This is a genomic window from Streptomyces sp. NRRL F-6492 (assembly GCF_001280125.1).
Classification (GTDB): Bacteria; Actinomycetota; Actinomycetes; order Streptomycetales; family Streptomycetaceae; genus Streptomyces.
On sequence record NZ_LGEG01000137.1, the window covers coordinates 1 to 432 of the forward strand.

Annotated in this window: 1 protein-coding gene; it reads right to left on the reverse strand. The window is 67.6% G+C overall.

The window, feature by feature from the left end:
• Positions 1–432: sigma-70 family RNA polymerase sigma factor (locus tag ADL08_RS12505; RefSeq protein WP_159043052.1), on the reverse strand; the 432-nt coding region annotated here is incomplete at both ends.

The following is a 432-nucleotide window of genomic DNA, read 5'->3' on the forward strand; positions in this document are numbered from 1 at the left end:
AGGTGGAGGTGGTGGGCGAGTTCGGTGCGGGTGGGGCGGCGGCCGAGGTGTTGTTCGAGGTGGTCGGCGGTTTTGGCGAGGTCGATGCGGAGTTCCTGGAGGCGTCGGGGGACGCGGACGGCCCAGCTGGTGTCGCGGAAGAAGCGTTTCATTTCGCCGACGATGGTGGGCAGGGCGAAGGCGGAGAAGTCGACGGCGCGGTCGGGGTCGAAGCGGTTGATGGCTTTGATGAGTCCGATGGTGCCGACCTGGATGATGTCCTCGGTGGGTTCGGCGCGGTTGCGGAAGCGGCGGGCGGCGAATTTGACGAGGCTGAGGTTGAGTTCGACCAGGGTGTTGCGGACGTAGGCGTGTTCGGGGGTGCCTTCGTCGAGTTGGGCCAGGCGGGTGAGGAGGGCGGCGGAGAGGGGTTGGGCGTCGTCGGTGGAGACG